Below are 22,771 nucleotides of genomic sequence, written 5' to 3'. Positions count from 1 at the left end.
GTGCCGCGCCGAAATGGGGAACAGTCTCCTGCCGTGTATGGATCACTCGTCGGACGGCTGCTCGCGGCCGCCGCGCTCATATCGCTGTCGGCCGTCCCCGTACCGGCCGCGGCTCATAGCCGCGCGTACGCCTCGCTCGGTCCCGGCGGACCGGGCACGGTGGTGTCCGTGTCGGGCAGCGGCGACTGCCCGCCGACTCCTCCCCCACCGCCGACACCGCCGCCACCACCGCCGCCGCCCACTCCTCCGACACCCCCGCCACCTCCGCCCCCGCCACCTCCGCCGACACCGACACCACCACCGACACCACCACCGACACCGACTCCGCCGCGGACCGTCGCGCCGAAGCCGCCGCCACCACCGCCGACGGTCCGGCCGGCTCCCCGGCCGCCGCGCCCGGCCCCACCACCGCCCGCGCCCCCGCCGGAGCCACCGCCCGCTCCGGTCCCGAGCCCGAGCCCGGCGCGGCCGTCGCCGGCCCCGTCCGCGAGCCCGTCGAAATCCCCGCCGCCCCCGATCGCCCTGCCCGCCTATCGCAAGGCGACCCGTGAGCAGCCCGCCGGCGGGCCCTCGATGGTCTCGTTGATGCTCCTGATCACGGCTCCGGCCGTACTCGCCGTCGCCATCCTGCGTCCGCGCTCCCGCTGATCCACGGAGGATCCATGTCGGAATGGCTCGTTCTGAGCATCGCGATGGCCGCCGCCTGCGCGGTCGTCCTGACCATCGTGGTCATCAACAACCGCCGTATCCCCGTCGACGACGATCCCAGCGGGACACCCGACGTCATGGAGTACATGACGATGATGATCGGCGTGATCTACGCGATCGTCCTGGGCCTCGCGATCGCCGGTGTCTGGGAGGGCCGCAGCGCGGCCCAGGAGTCCGTACGGCAGGAGGCGCAGTCGCTGCACGAGATCCAGCAGCGGGTCCAGGTCTACCCGGCCGAGGTCAGGGACCGGATCCGGGGCGACATCGAGGCGTACGCCTCGTACGTCGTGCACACCGAGTGGCCGCACATGTCCGAGCACGAGGCCCTCAGCGCCGAGGGCACCCGGCTCTTCGACCGGATACGGCGTGATGTCACCCGGTACGCGCCACGCACCGAGCTGGAGGGCCAGGCCTACCAGCCCCTGGTCGACGAGGTGGCCACCGCGGACGACGCCAGAGGGGCCCGCGGACAGAACGCGGGGGCCACGATGCCCGGAGTCGTCTGGTTCGGCCTCATCACCGGCGCCGTGGTCACGGTGGGGCTGATCTTCGTCCTCCAGATCCGCCGCACCTTCCGTGAACTGCTGCTGGCGGGGCTCTTCAGCGCGCTGATCGCCTTCCTGCTCTTCCTCATCTGGGACTTCGACGCCCCGTACGGCCGGGGGATCGCCGCGACCGCGGCCCCCTTCCTCGATCTGTTCCCGCAGATCGGCTCCTGAGGGAGCCGCACGGCACCGAACGCGACACGGGTGTCCGCCGTCCGGGGGACACCCGTGCCCCATTCGCCCGCCAGCGATCGCGGGTGTGATAACGGGCTCCTACCGTTTCTCGCATCGAGGTGCATTCCCTGACATTTGCGGAAACAGGTTCCGCTGCTGCTCCTCGGGGACCCGGAGGATTCACCATGCGCGCGATACGTGCCGCGTCCGCCGCTCTGCTGGGAGTGGCCGCACTCGCCCTGACCGCTCCCACCGCCGTGGCCGCGGTCGACGGAAGTGTCACGCCGTTCGGATTCACGGTCACCCCTTCCACGATCAACCCCGGGGGAAAGGTGACCCTGGCCGTCACCAAGTGCAGCTCTCCCGCCACCGCCTCCTCGGGGGTCTTCGACACCGTCACCATCCCGTCCGGCAGCACCGCCGCGGCCACCGTCGACTGGGACGCCAAGGCCGGTGCCAGGTACATCGTGACCTTCACCTGCAACGGGGTGTCCGCGAAGACCACCCTCGCCATCTCCAGCTCCACCCGGACCCCCGTGCCCAACCCGGCCGGCACGACCAGTGGCAATGGCACCGCGACCCGGACCACGGCGGCTCCGGCCAGCTCCAGCTCACCCGGAGGTGTCAGGGGCGGCCTCGGCGGCAGCATCGGAGGTCTGAACGTCGCCGAGATCGTCACCGGTACGGCACTCGTGGTGGCGGGCGCCACCGGCAGTGTCTACGCCATCCGCCGACGCGCGCTGAACCGTGGGCACTGACCCCACCCGTCGCGTCCCGCCGCCCGCTCCACGGAACGCTCACCACCCCGGCTCCCCTCCCGGGAACGCCCATCGCCCCGAGTCCTCCGCCTGGACTCGGGGCGACGGGCGTTCGGGGCTCTCCGGCCCCCGGGACGGCAGGGCGGTCCGGACGGTCAGACTCCCGCACCGGTCAGCCGACGGCGCCGCGCGATGAACAGGGAACCGCCGACGGCCGCCGAGGCGACCAGCCCGCCGCCGACCGCCATCTCCGTGGAACTGGGGCCGATGGAGCCGCCGAGCCCGCCCAGCGCGCCCCGCCCCTGGAGCACCTCGAACTGGTGGGTCTCGACCCGGTTGTTGTCGCTGCACTTGACGGCGAGGTTGTAACGGCCCGGTGTGGCGTCGTCGTGGATCCGCGCGGTGGCCCTGGAGTGCCCCGACGGATTGACCGACAGCTCCACCCGCCGGAAGGCGTTGGACGTGACGGTCCCCCCGTGGCCGCAACCCTGGACGGTGATCTCGATCCTGCCGCCCTGATGGACCGAGAACGGGTTGACGGTGACATTCCTCGGACCGTCGGTCGCGGCGGCGAGTGGGGCGGAGAGCGCCACGGCCGCGCAGGCGGCCGCGGACACCGCGAGAGCGCGTGAAGCACGCATCGTTGAACCTCCAGCGGAAGACGCCCCAAAGCGGTGCTCCGGGAGATTCGACGAGTACGCCTTCCATGACGAACCATCACCGCGCGACCCCATCGCCGCACTTCGGCACTGGTCCACCCCGGTGAGCCGACACGCCGGACGAAGGCCGTCCGCCCCGACGGAGGCGCAGGTCACGGCCCGTCAGAAGTTTTTATATGCCGATTACTCGGATGGGTCAGCGCGGAAGGCACCGCCACCCGTTCGCCCGTCTCCGATCGCGGGCTCGGCGGACCGCGCCTACCGTGCCAGCAGACGTCCACGAAGGGAGAACTATGGCCAAGGACCATTACGCTCCGGAGTCGAGGATGCGCTCGCCCTGGGGGGTTCTGGCTCTCGTCATGCTCACCGGCATCGCCCTGATACGGAACGGGGTGGACGTACCGCTGGGGCCGCCGCAGCCCGCGGCGGCGGCGGGGCTGGGCAAGCCGGACCCGGCGGCCGCGGCCGCGCACTCGGTCCCGATCGTGAAGCCGCTGCCGTACGCCCCGATGTCACGGGTGCGGATCCCGGCCATCAAGGTCGACACCCCCGTCGTGGACGTGGGCCTCGACTCGGACGGCTGGATCGCGGCGCCGCCGCCACGGGATCCCAATCTGGCCGGCTGGTACCAGAACGGCGTCGCGCCGGGCCAGCGGGGCACCACGGTGGTGGTGGGGCATGTCGACAACCAGGCCGGACCCGCCGTCTTCTTCGCACTGGGTTCGCTGGAGAAGGGCCAGCGCATCGAGGTGACCCGGTTCGACAGCCGGACGGCCGTGTTCGAGATCTACGGTGTCGAGGTCTTCTCCAAGGACGACTTCCCCGGAGCCCGGGTCTACGGGGACACCGGCCATGCCGAGCTGCGGGTCATCACCTGTGGCGGCGGCTATTCAAAGGCCGGCGGCTACGCCGGCAATGTCGTGGTCTTCGCCCGGCTGGTCGAGACGCGCTGATCCGCGCCGGGCGCGAGGAAAGAGAAAAAGACTGGGGCCGGCCGGCTCGCTCGGGCCGGCCGGCCCTTCTGTACGGACATCTCATCGGTGCGGTCGTCTCATCGAACCGCCCGTCTCATCGGTACGGCACCGCGATGCGGTAGCCGTCCTTGAGCAGTTCGGGCAGATAGATACGGAGCGCCGCCACGCTCTGCGAGCGGTTGCCGCCCGCGTCGTGCGAGAGGACCACGACCCCCGGACCCGCGCCGTCCAGCACCCTGCTGACGATCGTCTTGGTGCCCGGTACGTTCCAGTCGAGGGTGTCGACGGTCCACGCGAGCGGCTCCATGCCCAGCTCCGCGCCGATCTCGAAGGAATGCTTGTTCCAGGCACCGTAGGGCGCCCGGTACCAGAGCGGCGGGACACCGATGACCTCCTCGATCAGGTCGCTGGTCCGTCCCAGCTGCTTGCGGATGGCGGACGGGGCGAGGCTCGGCACCAGCGGATGGCTCCAGGTGTGGTTGCACACGACATGCCCGTCGTCGGCGATCTCCCGCAGCAGATCGGGGTACTCCTCGACCATCTCGCCGCAGACGAAGAACATCGCGCGCACGTCGTAGGTTCTGAGCGTACGCAGGATGCCCGGTGTGAAGCGGGGGTCGGGCCCGTCGTCGAAGGTGAGCACCATGCTGCGGCCCAGGTCGGGCAGGGCCAGAAGAGGTTTCTTGCGTACCGGGGGCGCGGCTCTGCGGTAGCCGAGCGGAGCGCTCTCGATCATGGGCTGAAGCCGGTACGCGGAGGGCTTGAGGGGGGCACTGGCCTTCGCTCCCGCCGCCTCCACCGCGTCCTTGGAGCCCGCGGGCGGGGCCGGGACCACGGAGGGACCGGGCGTCTGAGCCTGTCCCGCGGTGATCATCCGGGCGGCGAGAGCGGCGCCGAGGCAGGCGGCGACCCGAAGGACGGCACGGCGCCCCGGAATCATCTGATCCTTTTTCATGACCAATGGCTCGCACGGCGGATGCTTCCGGCCGCTCAGCAACACCCCTAAGCCGGGGGAAAGCACCCGATGGGATGAGCACCGCCCGGTCCCGGGCCCCGCGCGCCGACGGGACCGGAAGTGTCTCACGGATGGCCGACCGGGTGACCATCGCGATCACCCGGCCACCCCCGTAACCAACGGCCCGACGTCTCGTTCCACGCTGCCGGACGGCCGGCTCTCCGCGCCCCCCGCGCTCTCCGCGCTCCCCGGGCGACCGTCCGGCCGTCCCCCGCCGTCCCCCGCCGTCGTGGACAGCGGTTTTGGGGACACCGTTCATGGACAGTCCACCGGGAACGGATAGCCTGCGTGGCGTGACGCAGCAGCCAACCAGATTCGAACGCGGTACCGACGGCCCGAAGGTGATCGTCGTCGGTGTGGACGGATCGCAGTCCTCGTTCCGCGCCGCCGCGTATGCCGGCGGTCTCGCCCGGCGGCAGAACGCGCTCCTCGCCGTCGTCTATGTACAGCCGGTCCTCGCGGCGGGCGCGGCCCTCGGCGCCCCGGTCTCGGAGACGACCGGGGAGATCGCCGAGGGGCTGGTGAAGGAGATCCGCGACGGGATCGAGCGGGTCAAGGACGTCTGGGACGTCCGCTGGGAGTTCCACACCTTCCACGGAGACCCGTACAACGGACTGGTCACCGCGGCCGACGAGTTGAAGGCCGACGCCGTGGTGGTCGGTGCCTCCGAGTCGGCGGGGCACCGGATCGTCGGCTCGGTGGCGGTACGGCTGGTCAAGGCGGGCCGCTGGCCGGTGACGGTCGTCCCGTGACCGGCGGCCCACGACGGACCCGCGGGACCGTACGGATCGCGGGACCCGGCGGGTCCCGCCGCCGCGGGGCCGTGCCCACCGCGCCCGCGAGGCCCGTGACCACCGTCCGCCGTCCGCTCGCGCTCTCCGGCGGACACGGGCACCCCGCCGGGCTCCCCGGCCTCCCGCGCGGCCCTCAGCGGCCCATCGTGAGCCCGTCCGCCGCGGCGCCCCGGCTGAGGACCGCCTCGCTGATGTCCGACTGGATCTCGCGGTAGTCGTCCCGTCCCGGATCCCGCCGCACGGCCTCCGGCAGATGGACCACCCGCAGGGTGTCCAGATCCATCATCTGCGGGATGAACTCGGCCTTCTTCACCTGCCAGCGCTCCCCCTTCGCGGCGGGCGGCGCGAAGGTGAAGCGGCCGATCGAGCCGTGGTTGCCCCGCCCGTCGAGTTCGCCGTCGTCGTTGGTCATCGTGCCGGCGACCTGGTCGCCCATCCCGTAGATGATCCACGTGCCGTTGACCTTCTGGTACGGCTGCGGCACATGCGCGTGGGTGCCGAGGATCAGATCGATGTCGGGCCGGTTCCCGCTGCGGGACGCGGTGAGTCTCTTGCCCAGTTCGAGCTGTTCCGCGTCGGGCTCCGTCTGCCACTCGGTGCCCCAGTGCACGCTGACCACGACGACATCGGCCCCGGCGCTCCGCGCGGCGCGCGCGTCGGCGATGATCTGGTCCTCGTCGAGAAGACCGACCGCCCACGGCTGGTCCTCGGGGAACGGCGCGTCGTTGGTGCCGAAGGTGTACGCGAGCTGGGCGACCTTGGCGCCGCCCGCCTTCATCAGGGCGGGGCGCATGGCCTCCGCGGCCGAGCGGGCCGAGCCCGCGTGTCTGACGCCCGCCTTGTCGAGGGCGTCGAGAGTACGCCGTACCCCGTCGGCCCCGTCGTCCAGGCTGTGGTTCGACGCGGTGGAGCAGGAGTCGTAACCGGTGTCCTTCAGCCCCTGGGCGATCTCCGGCGGGGAGACGAAGGCCGGGTAGCCGGTGTACGGGCCGCCCTCCTCGCCGTACACGGTCTCCATATGACAGATCGCCAGATCCGCGCCGGAGACAACGGGCTTGACGGCGGCGAACATCGGCGCGAAGTCGTAGCCGTCGCCCTCCGCGTCGGCCTCTCCCTGGGCGATGACGGAGTCGTGCGGAAGGACGTCGCCGGTGGCGACCAGGGTGAATCCGCCCTTCCGTGCGGCACCGTCCGCAGCGGCGCCGGCTGGGCCGTGGTGCGGCGGACGGTCGTGGGTGGCGGGCCGCCCGGGTCCCGCGCAGGCCGCCGCGGTTCCCAGGAGCACCGCGGCGGCGGCCATCGCTCCTTGTCGCATGCGCTTGGTCATGAGCCGTACTCCGTCTTTCGGGGATATCGACGCAATGAATCCATATAGTCCTATAAACGGATGTCAAGTAACCGAGCCGACAAGACCGGAGAAAGGGACCGAACGCCCCCACCGGACCGTTCATCGCACCACTCGTCGCAGTGAGCGACCGCTCGTCGCAGACCTCTGCGCTCCGTCTGTCCCTCGGCGCCGCCATGCGCTCGTATACGGCAGGCGGCAGCACCACCGCAGGACGGCGAACCCGACGGGAAAGGGCGTTCACGATGACCACCGCCACGGCCACGGAGACGACCGACGAGCGGGCGCTGAAGGAACTCCAGCGCGCGCACGGCCCGGCCCTGATGAACTTTCTGCTGGGGCTGACCTACGGCGACCGGCAGCGTGCCGAGGATCTGGCCCAGGAGACGCTGGTACGGGCCTGGCAGCACCCCGAGGCGTTCGAGGCGCCCTTCGACTCCATGCGGCCCTGGCTGTTCACGGTCGGCCGCAGGCTGGCGATCGACGCGCGCAGGTCCCGGATGGCCCGGCCCAGCGAGGTCAGCGACGGGATACTCGCCGCCACGCCCGATCCGGAGGACCGCACGGAGAGCGCGGTCGCGGTGCTCGACGTACGGGAGGCCGTGAAGACGCTGAGCCACGAGCACCGCGCGGTCCTGGTGCAGATCTACTTCCGGGGGCTGAGCGTCGGCGAGACCGCGCGGACGCTGGGGATTCCGGAAGGCACGGTCAAGTCCCGCTCGTACTACGCGCTACGGGCGCTGAGCCGCTCCCTGCCCGGCTACAGCAGGTCGTCCTCGTCGCAGAGCGCGAGCAGCGACGGCATGCCGGCCACCTCCTGATAGGCGGCGCCGCACAGGTCGCAGCCGGCGAGATGGTCCATGACCCGCCGGTCCTCCTCGGGTGCGAGCGCCCCGAGCGCGTAGGCGCCGAGCAGTACGCGCACATGCGGGTCGGCCGGACCGGGGACCGGATCGGGGACCGGATCGGGGTCCGGATCGACGCGCGGCTCGACACGCGGCTCGGCACCGGAGTCCGGGCACCGGTCCGACAACGGGCCGGAATCAGTCGTTCCGCCGCCGGAGTCCGCCGTTCCACCGCCGTCCGCAGTACCGCCGGCCACACCCGTCACAATCCGCTCCCGTCCGCCGTCGGATCCTGCCCTTCTGGCCACGCGAGGCGCCCTCCGCCGGTTCAATGCTCCCTGAAGCAGGCTTCGGGGGAAGGAAGGAAGGCGGAAAAGCGATGCGTCCGGAAAGTACCGAAGGGGTAGGCGGAGGCGGTCTGCTGGTGCCGATGGCTTGGATGTACGCCGAGTACATCGCCGACGAGCTGCTGCGCACCGGTGATCTGATGCCGCCGACGACACTGGAGTACCGGGCCGGCCGGGACGCGCTGGCCCTGACCATTTTCCTCTCCGACGGCCCGGTGAGCAGCCGGCGGTTCCAAGGGCTCGTGGCCCGGATGGACGAATGGCGCTCGCTCACGGCGTACGGCACGAGCTGGCGCGACTGGGTCTGCGCACGGCTCGACCGGCTGGAGGCGGCCGCCTTCGAAGCCGGCTCCCGGAACCGTGATCCGGATCTGGAGCTGGCGGGCGCGGCCTGGCGGTGGCTGGAGGAGACGGAACTGCTGGCGGCCGATCTCGACGCCGTGGGTCCGGTGGGCGGTGATCCGGCGGGCGGGGATCCCTTCATGGGCAAAGGGCACGGGACGGCCTCGGCGGAGCGGGGGTTCGGGGCGGGCGGAGAGGAGGAGGGTCCCCAGGTGTGGACGCCGGCGTGGCAGCTCGGGCTGCCGCTGGGTCATCTGGCGACACAGCTGTTCTGACCGGGCCGGAGCGGGGGCCTCAGGTGCCGTGTACGCCCGCCCGGTATTTGGGTATCCGTACGGTGATCTTCGTTCCGGCGCCCACTCCCGTCTCGATGACCAGCCCGTACTCGTCCCCGTAGACCTGGCGGAGCCGTTCGTCCACATTGAGCAGCCCGATCCCGGTGGACGCGCCGCCCTCACCGCGCAGGATCCGGCGCAGCCGGTCCGGCTCCATACCGACGCCGTCGTCCTCGATCACCACCTCGGCCTCCGCTCCGGCGTCGAGCGCGCTGATGGTGATACGGCTCCGGGTGACGGCTCCCTCAAGTCCGTGCTTGACCGCGTTCTCGACGAGCGGCTGAAGGCAGAGGAACGGCATCGCGACGGGCAGGACCTCGGGGGCGACCTGGAGGGTGACCGAGAGCCGTTCGCCGAAGCGGGCCCGTACCAGCGCCAGATACTGGTCGATCGAGTGCAGCTCGTCGGCGAGGGTGGTGAAGTCGCCGTGCCTGCGGAACGAGTAGCGGGTGAAGTCGGCGAACTCCAGCAGGAGTTCACGGGCCCGCTCCGGGTCGGTGCGGACGAACGAGGCGATGGCGGCGAGGGAGTTGAAGATGAAGTGCGGCGAGATCTGGGCCCGCAGCGCCTTGATCTCGGCCTCGATCAGCCGGGTGCGGGAGCGGTCCAGTTCGGCCAGTTCGAGCTGGACGGAGACCCAGCGCGCGACCTCTCCCGCCGCCCTGGCCAGCACCGCCGACTCGCGTGGCGCGTAGGCGACCAGGGTGCCGAGCACCCGGTGGTCGACGGTGAGCGGGGCCGCCACCGCCCAGCGCAGCGGACAGTCGAGATCGCCGCAGCCGCTGGCGAAGGCGGTGTCACGGCCGCTGTCCAGCAGCGCCCGCACATGGTCCATCACATGTCTGCCGTGGTGCTCGCCCAGACCGTCCCAGGCGAGGACCCGCTCCCGGTCGGTGAGACAGAGCGCGTCGGTGCCGAGCAGGGAGCGGAGTCTGCGGGCCGCCTTGCGCGCGCTCTCCTCGGTGAGCCCGGCCCGGAGCGGCGGGGCGGCGAGCGAGGCGGTGTGCAGGGTCTCGAAGGTGGCGTGCTCCACGGGAGTGCCGACATCGCTGGTCCGCTCGGGGCGCGCGGTGCGCCGACCGAGGACGAAGCCGCCCGCGAGCAGCAGCGGGCCGAGGACGATCAGTACGGCGAGGGCGGCGCCGCTCATCGGACACCTCCCGTACCGCTCGAACCACCGGCACTGCCCGTACCACCGGCACTGCCCGTACCGCCCGAACCACTGGCACCGTCGGCACCACTGGTGCCGGTCGGACCGCCCGCACCACCCGCACCGCCCGGACCGCCGCGCGCGCCCGGCATCAGGGCCTCCGGCAGATGGAACCGTGTCATGGCGGCGTTGGTGCCGGGCGGTATCCGGCCGCGCGTGGCCAGGGACACCAGGATCATCGCGAGGAAGCCGACCGGCACCGACCAGACGGCGGGCCAGGCGAGCAGCGCGTGCGGCCAGCCGGACCGTACCGTGCCGCTCACCGTGATCACCGTGGCGGCGAACGCCAGCCCTCCGCCGAGCAGCAGCCCGGCGATCGCACCCGGCGGGGTGAGCCGCCGCCACCAGATGCCCAGCACCAGCAGCGGACAGAACGAGGACGCGGAGACCGCGAAGGCCATCCCGACGGAGTCGGCCACGGGCATCCCGCTGACCAGCAGGGAGCCGCCGAGCGGTACGGCCATGGCGAGCGGGGTGGCCAGTCTGAAGTGCCGTACGCCACGCGACGGAAGGACATCCTGGGTGAGGACGCCCGCGACGGCCATGGTCAGCCCGGAGGCGGTGGACAGGAACGCGGCGAAGGCGCCGCCCGCGACCAGCGCGCCCAGCAGCGCCCCGCCGAGACCGCCGATCGCGCGCTCCGGGAGCAGCAGCACGGCGGCGTCGGCGTTCGCACCGTGGGGCAGTTCGGCCACGTACAGCCTGCCCAGCGCGCCGTAGACGGGCGGCAGCAGATAGAACGCGCCGATCAGCGCCAGGACGAAGACGGTGGTGCGGCGGGCGGCCCGGCCGTTGGGGCTGGTGTAGAAGCGGACGACGACATGGGGCAGCCCCATGGTGCCGAGAAAGGTCGCCACGATCAGTCCGTAGGTCGCGTAGAGAGGATGGTCGGCGCGGCCGGCGACGGCACTGGTCAGTCCGAGATCGACACGCGGCCGCCCGTCGCCCTGCCAGGCCAGCAGCAGGAAGAGCGCCGGTACGAGCAGCGCGGTGAGCTTGAGCCAGTACTGGAACGCCTGGACGAAGGTGATGCTGCGCATACCGCCCGCCGCGACCGCGACCACCACGACGAGCGCGACGAGCACCCCGCCGAACCAGTCGGGCGCACCGGTGAGAATCCTCAGGGTCAGCCCCGCGCCCTGGAGTTGGGGCACGAGATAGAGCCAGCCCGCGCCGACCACGAACACACTCACCAGCCGGCGTACCGCGCGCGATTCGAGCCGTCCCTCGGCGAAGTCGGGGAGCGTGTACGCCCCGGAGCGGCGCAGCGGCGCGGCCACGAAGACCAGCAGCACCAGATAGCCGGCGGTGTAGCCGACCGGATACCAGAGCATGTCGGGGCCGTGCAGCAGCACCAGGCCCGCGACACCGAGGAAGGAGGCCGCGGAGAGATACTCACCGCTGATCGCGGCGGCGTTGAGCCCGGGTCCCACGCTGCGGGAGGCGACATAGAAGTCCGAGGTGGTACGGGAGATCCGCAGCCCGAAGCCGCCGACGAGAACGGTGGCGAGGACGACGACGGTGACGGCCGTCACCGTATAGCTCTGGCTCATGGAACGGGCCGGCCCTTCACCAGCCGGGCGAAATCACGCTCGTTGCGCTCCGCGCGCCGTACGTACCACCAGGCGAGCAGCGTGAGCAGCGGATAGGCGGCGAAGCCGAGCACCACCCAGACCGCCGTGGTGTCCCGCAGCGCGGCGAAGGCCAGCGGCAGCGTGCCGGCGACCAGCGCGAGCACAGCGAACGCGGAGAGCCCGGCCCGTAGTTGACCGCGCATCAGGGAGCGGACATAGGCGTCGCCGAGGGCGGTCTGCTCCTCGATCTCCGCCTGGGCGCGGTAGCGGGGCAGCGGCCGTACCCGCCGGGGCTCGCCGGTGACGACCTCGCGCCGGGGCGCGGGCTGCCGGGACTCCCCCGTCATCCTCGCTCCTCCCCGTCCGGCCCGCGCCGGTCCCGTCCCGTCGCCGTAGCCGGAACCGCCCGGTACCCGGGCCCGGAGTGTACGCAGCCGGGCGATCCCGGGGGAAGGGCCTGGTCAGCGCCCGCTCTGTCGCATCAGGAGATCGCGCAGGGCGCGGGCGTGGCGCCGGCTCACGGCCAGCTCGGCGTCCCCGACGCGCACACTCATCGTGCCCGCGTCCAGCCGCAGTTCGTCGATCCGGGCCAGCGCGACCAGATGGCGGCGGTGGATCCGGACGAAGCCGCGGGCCCGCCAGCGCTCCTCCAGGGTGGTGAGGGGGACACGTACGAGATGGCTGCCGCTGTCGGTATGCAGTCGGGCGTAGTCGCCCTGCGCCTCCGCGTAGGCGATGTCGTCGACGGCGACGAAGCGGATCACCCCGCCGAGTTCCACGGGTATCTGATCGGCGGCGGGCACCTGCGCGGGGCCGCGCTCCCCCACCAGTTCGGCGACCCGGCGCACGGCCTCGGCGAGCCGTTCCCTGCGGACCGGTTTGAGGACATAGTCGACGGCCTTCAGATCGAAGGCCTGGACGGCGAAGCCCTCGTGCGCGGTGACGAAGACGATCAGCGGCGGCTCGGCGAAGCCCGCCAGCAGCTTGGCGACATCGAGCCCGGTCAGCCCGGCCATATGGATGTCGAGGAAGACCACGTCGACAGCGGCGGAGCCGTCGGGCCCCGCGTCGAGCGCGGCACCGATCCGGCGCAGCGCCTCGGTGGCGCTGGTGGCGCCCTCGGCGCTGCGGACCCGCCGGTCTGCCCTGAGCAGATAGAGAAGCTCTTCGAGCGCCGGTTCCTCGTCGTCCACGGCCAGTACGCGCAGCATGACGCCGGAGTGTAGGTCCTCGAACACACGATGGCTTCCCCGGCTTGAATGATTCCGCGCTCCGATGCGTACCAGACACCATGCGGACCTTGGACCTCCATCGTGATGCCGGCGCCTACACGCTGGGCGTGCTCGACGCCGCGGACGCCTTCCGCTTCGAGGACCATCTGATGGAATGTCCGCGGTGCGCTCTGCTGCTGGCCGATCTCGGTGGTGTGAAGGCGCAGCTCGACGAGTACGCGCGGCGGACGCCCGCCGGGGTGGCGCCGTTCGCCGCCGCGAGCCCGGAGCTGCTGGCCAGGCTGCTGGCCAGGACCGCCGCGGGGCGGCGCGCCGGCCGGGGACGGCGGCTCGCGCTGGTGGCCGCGGCGGCGGTGCTCGTCGTGGGCGGTCCGCTGGCCGCCCTGTGGCTGGCCCCGGGGCCGGACCCGGGCGCCGCGCGGGCCGTACGGTGGACCGCGTCGGACCGGGCGACGGGGACGGCGGCCGTGGTCACGGCCGCGGAGACGGGATGGGGCACGGATGTCGGGCTGGAGCTGGTACGGCCGGGCGCGGCCGGTGTCTGCGCCCTGATCGCGGTGGGGGTGGACGGTTCACGGGAGACCGTGACGACCTGGGCCGCGCGCGCCGGGGACGGGGCGGCGCTGGTCACCCGGGGCGGGGCGGCGCTGCGTCCCGATCAGATCGACCACTTCGAGGTACGGAGCGCGGACGGCCGCCGGCTGGTGACGATCGGCGGGGGGCCTGACCGCACGGCGCGTCCCTCCGCGTGAGCGATCGGACCCGCTCGCGCGGCGGGGACCGCTTCGGCGGCCGGACCGCTTGAGCGGCCGGGCCTGCTTCCGCGGGCGGACCTACTTGAGCAGCCGGGACAGTCTGCGGTCGGCGAGCGGTTTGCCGCCCGTCTGGCAGGTGGGGCAGTACTGGAGCGAGGAGTCGCTGAAGGAGACCTCCCGGATGGTGTCACCGCAGACCGGACAGGCCTCGCCCGTACGGCCGTGCACCCGCAGCCCGCTCTTCTTCTCCGCCTTGAGCCGCCCGGCGGCCACCCCGCGCGAGCGCTCCACGGCCTCGCGCAGGGTGGACCGCAGCGCTTCGTAGAGGAGGGTGATCTCGTCCTCGGAGAGATTCTGGACCGGTTTGAACGGGGACATCTTCGCGGCATGCAGGATCTCGTCGCTGTACGCGTTGCCGATGCCGGCGATCAGCCGCTGGTCCCTCAGCGCGCCCTTGATCTGCCGCCGTTCACCGGCGAGCAGCCGGGCGAACGCGTCCCGGTCGAAGGAGCCGTCGAGCGGATCGGGTCCGAGCCGTTCGATACCGGGGACCTGGGCCGGGTCGTGGACGAGATGGACCGCGAGCCGTTTGGTGGTGCCCGCCTCGGTCAGATCGAAGCCCTCTCCCCCGGCGAGGACGACCCGCAGCGCGAGCGGGCCCTTCCCGGGCCGGGGCGGCTGCGGCGGGAACGAGTCCTTCCAGCGGAGCCAGCCCGCCCGTGCGAGATGGACGGCAAGATGGAGCTCCGTGCCGCCGTCGGCGCCGGCCGCGACGATGTCGAGATACTTGCCGTGGCGGGCGATGGCGGTGACGGTGGCGCCCTCCAGGGCGGAGAGCGGCGGATCATAGGTCTTGAGGACATTGACCGTCAGGGGCAGGACGCGGACGATCTCCTTGCCCACGAGCTGGTCGTCGAGGAACTCGCGCAGCGCTTCGACTTCGGGTACTTCCGGCATGCGTCAAGGGTGCCGCAGTCCCCGTACGGCTGCCCGGTGAACCGTGTGTCGCCGGGACACGCGGGCAGACCACGCCCGTCCGGCTCCGCGGGACCGGGTCCGTACGACCGGTTCCGTTACGACCAGGTCCGTAGACCAGCAAGAGGGGCGCCCCACGTGGCCCCGCCCGTCGGAAGAGAGGCTCCCGCGTGTCCGTGAGCGATCGCCGCGCGTCCGTTCAGTCGGCCCTGGTTCTGGACAGGACCTCGCCACGGCCCCGCGCCGCCGTCCTGGTGCTGCACGGCGGACGCTCGAAGGGCGAGCGCCCACCGGGCCGGATGAACGCGCCCGGAGTGCGGATGTGGCCCTTCACCTGGGGGGTGCTGCGGGCCACCGACGGATACGACGTGGTCGTGGGCCGGGTCCGCTACCGCTACCAGGGGTGGAACGGCGGGCGGGCCGACGCGGCCCGTGACGCGCGCCGGGCGCTCGACGAGCTGGAGCAGCTCGCGGGCCCGGTGCCGGTGGTGCTCGTGGGGCACTCGATGGGAGGGCGCGCCGCCCTGGCCGTCGCGGGGCACGAGCGGGTCAGCGGGGTGGTGGGGCTCGCGCCCTGGTGCCCGCGCGGCGAGCCGGTGGAGCAGCTCGCGGGCCGCCGCACGGTGCTGCTGCACGGCGACCGCGACCGGGTGACGGATCCGCGCGAGAGCGTCGAGCTGGCGGCCCGCGCCCGGGAGGCGGGCGCGGAGGCCTGTGCCGTACTGCTGCCGGGCGGCGATCACGCGATGCTGCGCCGGGCGGGCACCTGGCACCGGCTGACCACCGGCTCGGTCACCGCGCTGCTGGGCATGGACCCCTATCCGGCGGCGGTACGGCGGGCACTGCGCCCCGGCTGACCCGCACGGGCCCGCCCGGCCGCCACCCGCCCCCGGCTGACCCGTACGGCCCGCCCGGCCGCCACCCGCCCCGGACGGCTCCGCCGGCCCGGACGGCCGCGCGGCCGGGAGCGCGCCCGGTTCACAGTCCGTAGACGCGCCGCGCGGTCGCGCCGAAGACGGCGCCGCGCTCGTCCTCGCTCAGTCCGTCGGTCACCACCCGCGCCGCGTCGAACACCTCGGCGTACGTCCCGGCCAGCCGGCACACGGGCCAGTCGGAGCCGAACATCAGCCGGCCGGGGCCGAAGGCGTCGAGGACCGTGTCCGCGTAGGGGCGCAGTCCGTTGGCCGTCCAGGAGTCCCAGTCGGCCTCGGTGACCATGCCGGAGAGTTTGCAGACGGTGTTGGGACGGGCGGCCAGCGTCTTGATGTGCCCCGCCCAGGGATCGAGCGCGCCGTCCGCGATCGGCGGTTTGCCGAGATGGTCGAGGACGAAGGTGAGCTGTGGCAGCAGCGCCGCCGCCTCCGCCGCGGCGGGCAGCTGGTGCGGGAGGACGACCAGGTCGTACACGAGACCCGCGTCGGCGATCGCGGCCAGTCCGCGCTGTACGTCCGGGCGCAGCAGCCACCTGGGGTCGGGCTCGCCCTGCACCTGGTGGCGTATCCCCACGAGCCGGTCGCCACCGGGCAGTTCGCGCAGCTCGGCGAGGGTGTCGGCGATCCCGGGCGCGGTGAGATCGGTCCAGCCGACGACGCCCGCGACCAATTCGCTGCCCCGGGCGGCGGCGAGGAACTCGGGGGTCTCCTCGGGGACGCAGACGGTCTGGACGAGAACGGTGGCCGTCACCCCCGCGGCGCGCGCCTCCGGCGCCAGATCGTCGAGCGTGAAGTTCCGGCGGATCGGTGCCATCGCGGGACCGGTGATCCACTCCTGGTCGCGTACGGACAGATCCCAGAGGTGGTGGTGGGCGTCGACGGCGTTCAGCGGTGTCATCGAGGTCACCGGTGTCAGAGCTCCCAGACGACGGGCAGTCCGGCGTCGGCGCCGGCCGCGGAGTAGTCGTGCCGGACATCGAGCAGTTCGGCCATCCTGGCCTGCCAGGCGACATTGACCGGCAGCTGGTCCAGCTCGGCGAGAAGGCGCGGATAGTCCTCGCACTCCAGCAGATGGAAGAGATCGGTGCCGCTGCGCCAGATCGTCCAGGAGGTGGCGCCCGCCGCGCGGATCGCGGCGGTGAGTTCGGCGGGCACCTCGCGGTGCGCGGCCTCGTACCGCTCGATCCGGTCCGCGCGGACCGTGGTGTGCAGGGCGACCCTCATGACTGCGCCCCGTCCCCGGCCGGCCGTGCCGCGGCCGCCGACTCCTTGCCCGGCGGGCCCTCTCCCGGCGGGCCCTCCGCCAGCAGTCCCTCCGCGCGCAGCTCGTCCCAGAGGTCCTCGGGGACGGTACGGGCGGCCAGTTCGGCCGCGTCCCGCACCTCCGCCGCCGACCGGGTGCCGACGAGCACGCTGGCGACGGCGGGGTGACGCAGGGGGTAGTGCAGGGCCGCGGCGCGCAGCGGGACCCCGTGGCGCCGGGTCACGGCGTCCATCCGCAGGGCCCGCTCCAGCAGGGCGGGCGGCGCCGCGGTGTAGTCGTAGGTCGCGCCGGGGCGCGGATCGGCGAGCAGCCCCGAGTTGAAGACCCCGCCGACGACGACGCTTTTGCCGCGGGCGGCGGCCTCGGGCAGCAGTTCGGTGAGCGCCGACTGGTCGAGCAGGGTGAAACGGCCCGCGCACAGGACGACATCGGTGTCGGTGTCACGGAGGAAGCGGGTGAGCATCGCCGTCTGGTTCATCCCGGCGCCGATGGCACCGACGACCCCTTCGGCACGCAGCCGCTCCAGCGCCGGATACGCCTGGTGGAAGGCCTCCTCGGCGTAGGCGTCGGGGTCGTGCAGATAGACGATGTCGATACGGTCGAGCCCGAGCCGTCCGAGACTGGCGTCGATGCCGCGGCGGATGCCGTCGGCGCTGAAGTCCCAGACCCGGCGGTGGGTGGCCGGTACGGCGAAGCCATGGGCCAGATCGTCCTCGACGGGGGCGCCTCCGGCGACGGGTTCGAGCAGCCGGCCGACCTTGGTGGAGAGGGTGTACTCGTCGCGCGGCCGCTCGCGCAGCGCCTCGCCGAGCCGCCGTTCCGAGAGTCCGAGCCCGTAGTGCGGCGCCGTGTCGAAGTACCGGATGCCCGCGTCCCAGGCCGCGTCGACCGCCGCCGTGGCCCGCCCGGGTTCGACCGGGGTGTAGAGATTGCCGATCCCGGCCGCCCCGAAGGACAGTCCGGTCACCCGGACCGCACCGCGTCCGAGCGTGGTGTACCGCATACCGCCGCCTCCCGATGTGCCGACGCCCACGTTCCGTCGTCGATCACGACGAATATTCATCGGATGACTGAGTGCCGTCAACACCCCCGAAGCAGCTTTCTGGGGTTCTTCGCCAATAATCTGTCCGATCTCTCCATCAGACCGGAACTACAGGGTGGCACGGAGAAGTTCATCCAGTTCATCGGTCATCCCGCGCGCCAGCCGGTCCAGGTCCGGTACGGCCTTGCCGTCGGCGACCAGTCCCACATGGACCCGCCCGCCGTAGGTGGTCAGCGCCACCGCCAGGGACTGTCCGCGTGCCAGCGGCGCCATCGGATACACCTCGCGCAGCGGGCAGCCGCCCAGCGAGAGGGTCGAGCGCGGCAGCGGCACACTGGTCACCAGGATGTCGAAGAGCATCCTGGCGGCACTGCCCGCCAGCGGCGCCGCGAGCCGGTGCGCCAGCGGCGGCAGCTGGTCCGCGAGGACGGCGACCGCGCCGGCGCCGCGTGAGGGACCGCCGGCCTTGTTGCGGTGCATCCCCCGGCGGACGAGGGCCAGCCGGACCCGGGGATCGGCCTCGGAAACCGGGAGGGCGAGGAGATACGCCGAGAGCTTGTTGCCGGATCCCGGCGGGCTGCCGGGGCGGCGCCGGGAGACGGGTACGAGGGCGCGCGGGGGCGCGGCGGGCAGCCGCTCGCCCCGCTCCAGCATCCAGCGCCGCAGCGCCCCGGCCACCGTCGCGAGCAGGACGTCGTTGGGCGTGCCGCCCGCCCCCCTGCGGATCCGCTGGATGTCCTCCAGATCGAGCACGGCGGTGGCGAGCCTGCGCGTACCGCTGGATCCGGCGGTCAGCGCGGGCGTGCCGCGCGGGTCGAGCCGGCTGGCCCGTACGACCGAGGCACCGATGCCGACCGCCCGGCCCAGCTCCTCGATCCGACCCCTGGCCAGCCCCGCCACCTGCCAGGGGCCCGGCAGCCAGGACCTCGGCGGCACCGGTCTGACCCGGCGGACCCCGGCCGCCCGCGCGTCGGCGATCTGGTCGAAGATGCCCGCGCCGATGGCCACCGCGCGCATCCCGTCTGCGAGGGCGTGGTGCAGTTTCACCAGGACGGCGAAGGGCCCGCCGCCCGCCCCCGCCGACCTGCCCGCACCCGACGGTCTGCCCGCACCCGTCGGCCTGCCCGCTCGCCGTCCCGCCCGTTCCCCGGCCGCGTCCCTCGGCGTCAGGAGATACATCTCCCAGGGCGGAATGCCGCGCTCCAGCGGACGCTCCATCAGCTCCCCCGCCAGCCGCGCGGCCTGGGCCGCGAACTCCCCCTCGGGCAGCGTCAGCCGCCGTACGTGCCGCCGTACGTCGAAGTCCTTGTCGGCCGCCCAGGCGGCGCCGCCGACCGGGAGCCAGACGTCCCGTACCCGCATCCGCAGCCGGGGAATGGCGGCGGCGCGCGCGGCGAGAAGTTCCAGCAGTCCCGCACCGCCCGCCGTACCGGGCGCGGCGGTGAAGACGGCGAGCGCACCGAGATGCATGGGATGGTCGGCGGATTCGAGATGCCAGAAAGCCAGATCGAGAGGTGCCAGCAGCTCGGTGGTCAAGGGAGCCCCAGATCGTAGAAGGCAATATTACGGTCAAGTATGATCACTTTGCATACAGTTAACGACCTATGTCCGACGGTGTGACGGTGTGACGGCCGTTCAGGGTGATGGCCGGTCCGGGACAATGAACTCGCACCAGACGCATTTCCCGCTGCCGCGGGACTCCACCCCCCATACGTCGGAGAGCTGGTCCACCAGCAGCAGCCCCCGGCCCGAGACGCCCGACTCACCGGCGTCGCGGCGGTGCGGCAGGGTGCTGGAGCGGTCCTCCACCTCGACCCGGAGCCGTCGCTCCGCGCCGGACAGCACGCGTACGGTCACGATCGCCCCGTTCTCCGTGTGCACCAGCGCGTTGGTGATCAGCTCGTCCGCCGCCAGCTCGATCTCGTCCGCGCTCTCCCTGGCACCCCAGGCGCCCACCGCCGCCCGGATCATGTGCCGGGCGGTGCGCAGACCCTCCGGGTCGCCCCGGGAGACCTGCTGCCGGAGCCGCCCGCCGGGGCTCGGGGCGCGTGCGCCGCCGCGCCGCAGCAGCAGTACGGCGACATCGTCGTCACCGCCACGCTCGTCCATCACCGCGCACAGCCGGTCGGCCAGTATCCGGAGGTCGCGCGGTCCGTCGCGGACCAGCGCGGTCAGAAGCCGCATCCCGTCGTCCAGATCCGCGCCGGGCAGCTCCACCAGACCGTCGGTGTAGAGCATCAGGGTCTGGCCCGGGTCGAGTTCGACGGTCTCGACCGGATAGTCGAGCTGTCCGAAGAACGCCGAGAGCCCCAGCGGCAGCCCGCCGGGTACGGGAAGTCTCCGGCAGTGGCCGTCGAGGTCCCGGATCAGCGGATCGACATGACCGGCCCGTACGAGCTGGACCACCCCGGTCGACAGGTCGGCCTCCGCGTAGGTGCAGGTCGCGAAGCGGTCGGTGTCCAGTTCATGGAGGAAGACCGAGGCGCGCGCCATCACGGTGGCCGGCGCGTGCCCCTCGGCCGCGTAGGCGCGCAGAACGATACGGAGCTGGCCCATCACGGCGGCGGCGTGGGTGTCATGGCCCTGTACGTCCCCGATCACCGCCCCGACCCGGCCGCCGGGCAGCGGGATGACGTCGTACCAGTCTCCCCCGATGTCCCTGCCGAACCGGGCGGAGCGGTAGCGGACCGCGATCTCGGCGCCGGGCACGGCGGGAATCCGGCGCGGCAGCATCGCCTGCTGGAGCCCCTCCGCCAGATCGTGCTCCTGCTCGAAGAGGACGGCGCGCTGAAGGCTCTGGGCGATGCTGCCGCCGAGAGCGACCAGCAGATTGCGGTCCTCGGCGGTGAATCCGTCCTTGTCCCGGTAGAGCAGTCCGAGCGCCCCGATGGGCCGCGCCTGGGCGATCAGCGGCAGATAGGCGGCGGCGTTGATACCGAGTTCGCTGATGTGCGGCCAGAGCAGCGGGTACGAGACGGCGAACTCCTCGGCGGACTCGATGAAGCGGGGAGCCAGTGTCCGCACCACCTCGCTCATCGGGTAGCCCTCGTCGATCCTCGTCACGCGGGTGCCCGGCACATAGGAGCCCTCGGGCCCCTCGGCGACCAGATGGATACGCCCCGACTCCAGCAGACCCATGACCAGACTGGTGGTGCCGAGCTGCTCCAGACCGCCGGACTCCTTGAGTACGTCGATGACGTCCTGGACGGTCCTGGCGTGGGCGAGCGCGGCGGCGGTGCTCTCGACGACACTCGTCCGCACCCGCCGTACCGCGGCCAGTTCGCTCCGCGCGGTGGAGTCGGCCAGTTCCTGGACGGCGTCGCGGACGATACCGATGACGCGCGTCGCCCGGCCGTCGCGGTCGCGGAGGATGCTGCCCTGGGTATGGGTCCAGCGCAGGGTCCCGTCCCGCAGCCGCACCCGGAAGTACGCGCCGTATCCGGTGCTGCCGTCGCCGAGCGCCCGCGACACCACCGCGTCCAGCCGGATGCCCTCCTCGCGCGGGACCCGGGGCCCCAGGCTCCCGGGCCGGCCGTCGTACTCGTCGGGCCGGGTACCGAGCACATCGAGGGCGGTCTCGTCCAGATACAGAAGTCCGCTGTCGAGGTCCCAGTCGAAGGTGCCCATCCCGTTGAGGGAGAGGCTGATGTCCGGCTGGGCGGGCCAGTCGTCGGGGAGCGACAACAGCCCCGCTGCCCGTTCAGCCATGGAGACACTCTGTCATCATTTGTCGGATTCTTCGACCGGTCCCGTCAGGTGTGGAACGTCCCCTCTCCCGTCCCCTCACGTCAGCCGTGAAAGGAGACGGGACCGATCAGCAGGCCCTGCATCTGCTGCTCGTCGGCGTCCGCCCCGGAGCCGCCGTCGGGCTGGAGATCGGGCTGCGCGTCCGGCTGGGACGGGGGTGTGAGCGCCCCGCCGCCCTGCCCGGGCGGCCCGCCGGGCGCCCGCCCCGGAGCCGGCGCCTCGGGAGCCGGGGCCTGCCGAGGCCCCCCGGGAATACCCGAGGACGGCTGCTCCGGCGTCCTGACGACATTCGGGTCCGTGATGTCGGCGTCCGGGCCGTAGGCGGGGGTGGCCCCGGGACGTCCGTCGGCCTCGCCATGGGTGCCGGTCAGCCGCTCGATCCAGTCGTTGTTGACCGTGTCGACGAGGATCAGACTGCTGAGGGGCTGGGTGGTGCGGTCGATGACGACGACCCGCTCGGGCCGGTATCCGGGCCATGGATTCCCGCGATGGGTCATGGAGCCCTGCGCGACGATCGGCGGACGCAGCGGGCTGCCGCCGGTGCAGCGCACCCTCGGCAGTCCATGACTGTCCACCAGGACGGCGGTGCCCGCCTGGAGTACGGACTGGAACTCGGCGGCGGCGCCGTCCCGGAAGCCGTGGTTCGACATCCGGATGTCGGCACGCAGGAAGACGGGCGTGAGACCGCGCAGGAACTCCGGCAGGGACTCCTGGCCGACCCGCGCGCCCTGGGCGAAGGCCCCGGCCTTGACCTCGTCCTCGGTGAGCAACTGGATCTGGCGCTCCACATCACAACTGGAGGCGGCCTGGACTCCGCCGTAGAGACCGGCCGTCGAGCCGGGCAGCGCCCGCGCCGTCCGCCCGCTGCCGCTCCCGTCGTACGAGTCCTCGCCCTCCGCCTCCGGAGAGGCCTCGGTCCTGGCGGCGCCCTTGGGCGGATCCATGGCGGTCGACGGGGTGAAGGGGTCGGGGCCCTGGTCCTCGGCCCGCTGGAAGTACAGCTCGTTGACCTGGGGACCCGACGTGTTCCCGCCGCCGCCGTCCCCGCCGCAGCCTGCTGTGATCAGAATGCCCGCGGTCAGCGCGGCAAGCGTGGCATGCCGACGACGGTTGGGTGAGCGCACCGTGATCTCCCGCCTCTTCCTCCATGGATGTCCTCCTTATGTCTGCCGGATGGCCAGCGCCCCCGCAAGCGGGAA

Annotated in this window: 25 protein-coding genes; 8 read left to right on the top strand and 17 right to left on the bottom strand. The window is 72.4% G+C overall.

The genetic code is table 11. The features are described 5' to 3' along the window. Window positions 1–76 precede the first annotated feature (76 nt). Both ACWGDX_RS07480 and ACWGDX_RS07475 read right to left on the bottom strand, forming a co-directional pair. Window positions 77–433 (bottom strand): hypothetical protein, encoded by a 357-nt coding sequence (locus ACWGDX_RS07480; RefSeq protein ID WP_453623149.1) that lies wholly within the window; start codon window positions 431–433, stop codon window positions 77–79. 97 nt (window positions 434–530) lie between these two features. Continuing rightward, a complete protein-coding gene (locus ACWGDX_RS07475; RefSeq protein WP_453623148.1) occupies window positions 531–653 on the bottom strand; it encodes a hypothetical protein in 123 nt (40 codons plus the stop codon). A gap of 9 nt (window positions 654–662) precedes the next feature. Here ACWGDX_RS07475 and ACWGDX_RS07470 point away from each other — a divergent pair, with 9 nt between their 5' ends. Together ACWGDX_RS07470 and ACWGDX_RS07465 are read left to right on the top strand one after the other, a co-directional pair. Further along, window positions 663–1,427 (top strand): bestrophin-like domain, encoded by a 765-nt coding sequence (locus tag ACWGDX_RS07470; protein WP_453623146.1) that lies wholly within the window; start codon window positions 663–665, stop codon window positions 1,425–1,427. Window positions 1,428–1,612: 185 nt separating this feature from the next. After that, a complete protein-coding gene (locus ACWGDX_RS07465) occupies window positions 1,613–2,185 on the top strand; it encodes a hypothetical protein (RefSeq protein ID WP_453623144.1) in 573 nt (190 codons plus the stop codon). A gap of 155 nt (window positions 2,186–2,340) precedes the next feature. On the opposite strand, the gene ACWGDX_RS07460 is transcribed toward ACWGDX_RS07465, so the two are convergent. Then, complete coding sequence (locus ACWGDX_RS07460; RefSeq protein WP_363086469.1) at window positions 2,341–2,826, bottom strand: hypothetical protein; 486 nt, start codon at window positions 2,824–2,826, stop codon at window positions 2,341–2,343. Between the two features lie 311 nt (window positions 2,827–3,137). On the opposite strand from ACWGDX_RS07460, the gene ACWGDX_RS07455 reads away from it, so the two are divergent. Beyond that, entirely contained in the window at window positions 3,138–3,797 is a 660-nt protein-coding gene (locus tag ACWGDX_RS07455) for a class F sortase (protein ID WP_453623142.1), read from the top strand. A gap of 115 nt (window positions 3,798–3,912) precedes the next feature. Here ACWGDX_RS07455 and ACWGDX_RS07450 read toward each other — a convergent pair whose 3' ends face one another. Further along, entirely contained in the window at window positions 3,913–4,773 is an 861-nt protein-coding gene (locus tag ACWGDX_RS07450) for a polysaccharide deacetylase family protein (protein ID WP_453623140.1), read from the bottom strand. 317 nt (window positions 4,774–5,090) lie between these two features. Here ACWGDX_RS07450 and ACWGDX_RS07445 point away from each other — a divergent pair, with 317 nt between their 5' ends. Continuing rightward, window positions 5,091–5,585: a universal stress protein gene (locus ACWGDX_RS07445; protein WP_453623138.1), complete on the top strand. Its 495-nt coding sequence runs from the start codon at window positions 5,091–5,093 to the stop codon at window positions 5,583–5,585. 175 nt (window positions 5,586–5,760) lie between these two features. On the opposite strand, the gene ACWGDX_RS07440 is transcribed toward ACWGDX_RS07445, so the two are convergent. Beyond that, a complete protein-coding gene (locus ACWGDX_RS07440; RefSeq protein ID WP_453623137.1) occupies window positions 5,761–6,954 on the bottom strand; it encodes a CapA family protein in 1,194 nt (397 codons plus the stop codon). A gap of 263 nt (window positions 6,955–7,217) precedes the next feature. Here ACWGDX_RS07440 and ACWGDX_RS07435 point away from each other — a divergent pair, with 263 nt between their 5' ends. After that, window positions 7,218–7,793 carry a sigma-70 family RNA polymerase sigma factor gene (locus ACWGDX_RS07435; RefSeq protein WP_363084960.1) on the top strand — a complete coding sequence of 192 codons (576 nt, stop codon included), beginning with the start codon at window positions 7,218–7,220 and terminating at the stop codon, window positions 7,791–7,793. Here the strand turns inward: ACWGDX_RS07435 and ACWGDX_RS07430 are convergent. Then, window positions 7,733–8,074: a zf-HC2 domain-containing protein gene (locus tag ACWGDX_RS07430; protein ID WP_453623135.1), complete on the bottom strand. Its 342-nt coding sequence runs from the start codon at window positions 8,072–8,074 to the stop codon at window positions 7,733–7,735. The genes ACWGDX_RS07435 and ACWGDX_RS07430 overlap by 61 nt on opposite strands. A gap of 122 nt (window positions 8,075–8,196) precedes the next feature. On the opposite strand from ACWGDX_RS07430, the gene ACWGDX_RS07425 reads away from it, so the two are divergent. Then, the gene (locus ACWGDX_RS07425; RefSeq protein WP_453623133.1) at window positions 8,197–8,781 is read left to right on the top strand and encodes a hypothetical protein; all 585 of its coding nucleotides are present in this window, start codon (window positions 8,197–8,199) and stop codon (window positions 8,779–8,781) included. A 19-nt stretch (window positions 8,782–8,800) separates the two neighbouring features. On the opposite strand, the gene ACWGDX_RS07420 is transcribed toward ACWGDX_RS07425, so the two are convergent. From ACWGDX_RS07420 to ACWGDX_RS07405, 4 genes are all read right to left on the bottom strand, one after another. Continuing rightward, window positions 8,801–9,991: a sensor histidine kinase gene (locus tag ACWGDX_RS07420; RefSeq protein WP_453623132.1), complete on the bottom strand. Its 1,191-nt coding sequence runs from the start codon at window positions 9,989–9,991 to the stop codon at window positions 8,801–8,803. Beyond that, window positions 9,988–11,604, bottom strand: coding sequence for a sodium/solute symporter (locus ACWGDX_RS07415; RefSeq protein WP_453623131.1), 1,617 nt, complete (start codon window positions 11,602–11,604; stop codon window positions 9,988–9,990). The genes ACWGDX_RS07420 and ACWGDX_RS07415 overlap by 4 nt, the downstream gene beginning before the upstream one ends. After that, the gene (locus ACWGDX_RS07410) at window positions 11,601–11,972 is read right to left on the bottom strand and encodes a hypothetical protein (RefSeq protein ID WP_382857679.1); all 372 of its coding nucleotides are present in this window, start codon (window positions 11,970–11,972) and stop codon (window positions 11,601–11,603) included. Before ACWGDX_RS07410 ends, ACWGDX_RS07415 begins: the two co-directional genes overlap by 4 nt. A gap of 114 nt (window positions 11,973–12,086) precedes the next feature. Continuing rightward, window positions 12,087–12,836 (bottom strand): LytR/AlgR family response regulator transcription factor, encoded by a 750-nt coding sequence (locus tag ACWGDX_RS07405; protein ID WP_453623130.1) that lies wholly within the window; start codon window positions 12,834–12,836, stop codon window positions 12,087–12,089. 80 nt (window positions 12,837–12,916) lie between these two features. Between ACWGDX_RS07405 and ACWGDX_RS07400 the strand changes: the two genes are divergently transcribed. After that, a complete protein-coding gene (locus ACWGDX_RS07400) occupies window positions 12,917–13,609 on the top strand; it encodes a zf-HC2 domain-containing protein (protein ID WP_453623128.1) in 693 nt (230 codons plus the stop codon). Window positions 13,610–13,690: 81 nt separating this feature from the next. Here ACWGDX_RS07400 and ACWGDX_RS07395 read toward each other — a convergent pair whose 3' ends face one another. Then, window positions 13,691–14,569, bottom strand: a complete 879-nt coding sequence (locus ACWGDX_RS07395; RefSeq protein ID WP_453623126.1) for an Fpg/Nei family DNA glycosylase — start codon at window positions 14,567–14,569, stop codon at window positions 13,691–13,693. Between the two features lie 188 nt (window positions 14,570–14,757). Between ACWGDX_RS07395 and ACWGDX_RS07390 the strand changes: the two genes are divergently transcribed. Further along, the gene (locus ACWGDX_RS07390; RefSeq protein WP_453623124.1) at window positions 14,758–15,444 is read left to right on the top strand and encodes an alpha/beta hydrolase; all 687 of its coding nucleotides are present in this window, start codon (window positions 14,758–14,760) and stop codon (window positions 15,442–15,444) included. 121 nt (window positions 15,445–15,565) lie between these two features. Here ACWGDX_RS07390 and ACWGDX_RS07385 read toward each other — a convergent pair whose 3' ends face one another. The 6 genes from ACWGDX_RS07385 to ACWGDX_RS07360 all read right to left on the bottom strand — a co-directional run bounded on the left by ACWGDX_RS07385 (window position 15,566) and on the right by ACWGDX_RS07360 (window position 22,696). Further along, window positions 15,566–16,417 carry an amidohydrolase family protein gene (locus tag ACWGDX_RS07385; RefSeq protein ID WP_453623323.1) on the bottom strand — a complete coding sequence of 284 codons (852 nt, stop codon included), beginning with the start codon at window positions 16,415–16,417 and terminating at the stop codon, window positions 15,566–15,568. A gap of 14 nt (window positions 16,418–16,431) precedes the next feature. Further along, window positions 16,432–16,743 carry an L-rhamnose mutarotase gene (locus ACWGDX_RS07380; protein ID WP_365905317.1) on the bottom strand — a complete coding sequence of 104 codons (312 nt, stop codon included), beginning with the start codon at window positions 16,741–16,743 and terminating at the stop codon, window positions 16,432–16,434. After that, on the bottom strand, window positions 16,740–17,786 hold the full coding sequence (locus ACWGDX_RS07375) for an aldo/keto reductase (protein ID WP_453623122.1): 1,047 nt from the start codon (window positions 17,784–17,786) through the stop codon (window positions 16,740–16,742). The genes ACWGDX_RS07380 and ACWGDX_RS07375 overlap by 4 nt, the downstream gene beginning before the upstream one ends. A 147-nt stretch (window positions 17,787–17,933) precedes the next feature. Continuing rightward, a complete protein-coding gene (locus ACWGDX_RS07370; RefSeq protein ID WP_453623120.1) occupies window positions 17,934–19,361 on the bottom strand; it encodes a wax ester/triacylglycerol synthase family O-acyltransferase in 1,428 nt (475 codons plus the stop codon). Window positions 19,362–19,460: 99 nt separating this feature from the next. Beyond that, complete coding sequence (locus ACWGDX_RS07365; protein WP_453623118.1) at window positions 19,461–21,533, bottom strand: SpoIIE family protein phosphatase; 2,073 nt, start codon at window positions 21,531–21,533, stop codon at window positions 19,461–19,463. An 80-nt stretch (window positions 21,534–21,613) separates the two neighbouring features. Then, the gene (locus ACWGDX_RS07360) at window positions 21,614–22,696 is read right to left on the bottom strand and encodes a DUF6777 domain-containing protein (RefSeq protein ID WP_453623117.1); all 1,083 of its coding nucleotides are present in this window, start codon (window positions 22,694–22,696) and stop codon (window positions 21,614–21,616) included. Between the last annotated feature and the right edge of the window lie 75 nt (window positions 22,697–22,771).

This window comes from Streptomyces sp. NPDC055025 (genome assembly GCF_053608565.1).
The sequence above is the reverse complement of the archived record's forward strand: the minus strand, read 5'-3'. Positions and strand labels throughout refer to the sequence as shown.